General features: G+C 32.3%; 2 protein-coding genes and 3 pseudogenes. 1 reads left to right on the top strand and 4 read right to left on the bottom strand.

What is annotated here, in order from left to right:
- The 4 genes and pseudogenes from BAQ49_RS09920 to BAQ49_RS33880 all read right to left on the bottom strand — a co-directional run.
- Window positions 1–213 (bottom strand): annotated as a pseudogene (locus BAQ49_RS09920) (hypothetical protein); the annotation flags it as partial.
- 269 nt (window positions 214–482) lie between these two features.
- A pseudogene (locus tag BAQ49_RS31260) lies at window positions 483–1,104 on the bottom strand (transposase); the annotation flags it as partial.
- A 617-nt stretch (window positions 1,105–1,721) separates the two neighbouring features.
- Window positions 1,722–2,081: a GNAT family N-acetyltransferase gene (locus tag BAQ49_RS09910; protein WP_244159085.1), complete on the bottom strand. Its 360-nt coding sequence runs from the start codon at window positions 2,079–2,081 to the stop codon at window positions 1,722–1,724.
- A gap of 24 nt (window positions 2,082–2,105) precedes the next feature.
- Window positions 2,106–2,234, bottom strand: a complete 129-nt coding sequence (locus tag BAQ49_RS33880; protein ID WP_257208429.1) for a hypothetical protein — start codon at window positions 2,232–2,234, stop codon at window positions 2,106–2,108.
- Between the two features lie 780 nt (window positions 2,235–3,014).
- Here BAQ49_RS33880 and BAQ49_RS09905 point away from each other — a divergent pair.
- Window positions 3,015–3,473: pseudogene (locus BAQ49_RS09905) on the top strand (IS6 family transposase); the annotation flags it as partial.
- Window positions 3,474–3,540: the final 67 nt, after the last annotated feature.

Here is a 3,540-nt window from a genome sequence, read left to right as displayed (position 1 = left end):
TGCTCCAGCTCCTCCAGTTGCTCCAGTTGCTCCAGTCGCTCCAGTCGCTCCAGTTCCTCCAGTTGCCCCAGTTGCTCCAGTTCCTCCAGCTCCTCCAGTTGCTCCAGTTGCTCCTGTAGCACCTGTTGCTCCCGTTGCCCCTGTTGGTCCTGGTTGTTCAACAGGAAAAGCACATGGGAAAGGAATATGATTACATTTGTTAAAATTACCCATTTTTCCACCCACCTAAAAAATATAGAATATATTAGCATTTTACATTTTACATAAAATACTAATATATTCTATGATTTAAAAAAATAAATGATCTGGTAATATTGCTCAATTTTTATCATTAAATTAATTTGTATTAATTTAGAACATTTTAAGTGTAAATATAATGATTGATTACAAAAGTAAAAATTTATAAAAAAAAAGATTAAATCCCAATCCATCTCTTAATTTGAGTCAATATTTCGGACACAAATAAGTTAAATATAAGCTACTTCTATAGTTAGATTTTCTATAGCTTGAGGACTTTTATATCCAATAATACTATGAATTCGCTTGCGGTTATACCCTCCCCCAATGCATTGAAATAGTGCTAAGTTTACTTGTTCCAACAGTGTTTGATGAATCTTTAGTACACCATAACACTCTTTGCTATCTTGATAAATGTGTTTAATTCATTATTTTCACGACTACACTTCGACTCTGCTTTGTGATGAGATTGGTAGTAAGAACTTCTTGCTATTCCAAAAGCTTGGCACATTGTATGAATAGAGTACGTTTCCTTTTGGCAATCAATAAATGAGTGTATTTCTGTATCGTTTATTATCTCGCGAATATAGCCATAGCCTTTTTCAAAATTTCATTCTCTTCTTTTAGACGAAGCAGTTCTTTTTTCATTCGTTTTAGATCGTCCAATGTTATTTCGTCCAATGTTATTTTGTCCAGTATTTTTTCATCTTCATCAACTGATGTAATAGAAGGATATTTTTTAATCCATTTATAAATTGATACTTCTGATACGCCATACTCTTTACCTAATTCTTTTACGGATTGCCCCGAATGATATAATTCAACCACCATTTTTTTAAACTCTTCATTAAATTTATTAGTTGTCATAAGGACACTTCCTCCTTGAAATCCATTCTAAGGACTTAACTAAGTTGTGTCCTTATGAATATACTAAATCCACTCCTTCTGATCTAGAGTGGATTTATATTCATTATAGTTTATGCATTTTTTTGAAAAGGTTTCATTCTTTTATCTTAAGGTAAATAAAATTTAATTTAAAACAAAGTATGATTAACATTTCACAATTCCAATAAAAAACTAACCATTTGGTTAGTTTTTTTAGAATAAGTTAGAAGAGAAAAACATGTCTTAAAATAGGGTATTCTATTCATCAACTATATGTTCCTTTTTATTAGTCTAATTACGTTCAATTTCTAAAATTGATAATGCCGCAGTAGTAACTTCAAGCCCCCTTTAACAGCAGGTGCAATTTGAATCAAATCACCTGCTGTTAAAGGGGGATCGTCAGGAAAATGCGGATTTACAACGTTAAGGAAATCCTAAAATAAAAAAGCCTAATTTCTCGGTGTTGTAAGAGGGAAATTAAGCTTTAATTAGTTCATATGACTTATAAAGGAACAATTACCACTATAAATAATATTAGGGAGATTTTTCTCGTTGTAAAGTTATAGCAAATTAATAAAATCCCTGCATTATCGTTCCATTTACAGATTTTTAATCATTGTGCGATGAGGAATACCCGCATCTATAAATTCTTCAGAAATACTTTCGTACCCTAAGTTTGCATAGAAACCAATTGCATGTTTTTGAGCATTCAATTTCACTTTAGAAATGCCCTGACTTTGTGCAAACTTCTCAATTTCATTCATAATTAATTTTCCAGAACCCGCTTTGCGATCAGTTGCCACTACACAAATTCGCTCAACTTTACCAACACCATCTACAATACGAAAACGTCCAGCTCCAATTGACTTGCTATTATCGTACAACACGAAATGAGTAGCGGTTTTATCATGTTCATCAATTGTCCAGTTAATAAAATAAATGAAAACGATTAAAATCAATCATACTTACTTAATTGTCCAAAATCAATAAGTACCATTCTTCTTGTCCTGCTTCTTTCCAACAGTAAGGGAAAAACCTTGTTTCAAAAATCCTATCGTTGTTAAATAGTTCATTTTTAACATTGTAAGTAGCTTAGCGTTGTAAATACGCATTTTCGGGACTATACCCCTTTTTGAGGTATACACTACACCTAAAAGGAGTATATATGAATTTTTTAAAATGCATAGCGCTCGCAATTGGATGTATTTCCTTATTATTAATGTGGTATTCTTATTTCTTTTTATAAAAACCTTGGTGTCTTATACTATCTCGTTGTAAAAAATATTGCGAATATAAAAGGACACATTTTATGTCTCTTTTTATATATAAACCTAATACAACACAATATCATTTGTTTTGTATTACAAAAAGAAAAACTATTACAATCGGTCGCTAATGCACCATAATTAAAAACAGAGTTAAAAGACTCAAAAACCCTTAGCGCTGGAAGCCATTGTGACGGCTTGTACTACTTTCTTAAAAACATTATATGTAGACATTTCTAGTGATGAATAATAAAAAGAGATACCAGGTTGAACAAACAAAACATTTACTATATGTATAATTTTCACTTTTTAAATGTAGAGTACGCACAAAAATAACAAGAATAGAGCTATATTTATAGTACGTATAAATATTAGCTCTATTCTTCACAGGTGCAACAGGAGGAACAGGAATCCTCCTATACCTTATATATATGTTTCATTATGAAATTTGTGAATAAAATTTTCTTTTTTTGCTGTATATATTTAACTTTATTATTGTTCTTTTTCTCAAAAGCAAAAAATCTCCCTCTTCTTAAGGTTCTGGTGCAAAAACTTCAAGGTAATTACAAGTAATCTCTAAATCTTAGACATACTGATACTATTACTCTAAAAAGGTGTGTGATCGGTATGGAAAAGAAAAATTGGTTCAAATGGAAGCACTATCAGCCTGATATTATCTTATTAACGGTAAGATGGTACCTACGGTACAACCTAAGTTTTCGTGATTTGGTGGAAATGATGGAGGAACGGGGTTTATCCATTTCTCATACAACGATTATGCGTTGGGTTCATCAGTATGGTCCTGAATTGGACAAACGGATCCGACGTTACCTCAAACAAACAAATAACTCTTGGAGAGTCGATGAAACATATATCAAAGTAAAAGGTCAATGGATGTACCTGTATCGTGCTGTTGATTCGAACGGAAACACAATCGATTTTTGCCTAAGCAAAACAAGAGACCACAAGGCTGCAAAGCGCTTTTTCAAGAAAGCTATGCGTTCTTTTCATGTTTCAAAGCCACGTGTTATAACAGTCGATAAGAACCCGGCTTATCCTATAACAATTGAACAGTTGAAAAAAGAAACATACTAAGATTAGTAGTGCAGGCCAAGGCATTGGTTCGCACTACTATTTTTTATATAGTAGAAGT

This window comes from Bacillus proteolyticus (genome assembly GCF_001884065.1).
Classification (GTDB): Bacteria; Bacillota; Bacilli; order Bacillales; family Bacillaceae_G; genus Bacillus_A; species Bacillus_A proteolyticus.
The sequence above is the reverse complement of the archived record's forward strand: the minus strand, read 5'-3'. Positions and strand labels throughout refer to the sequence as shown.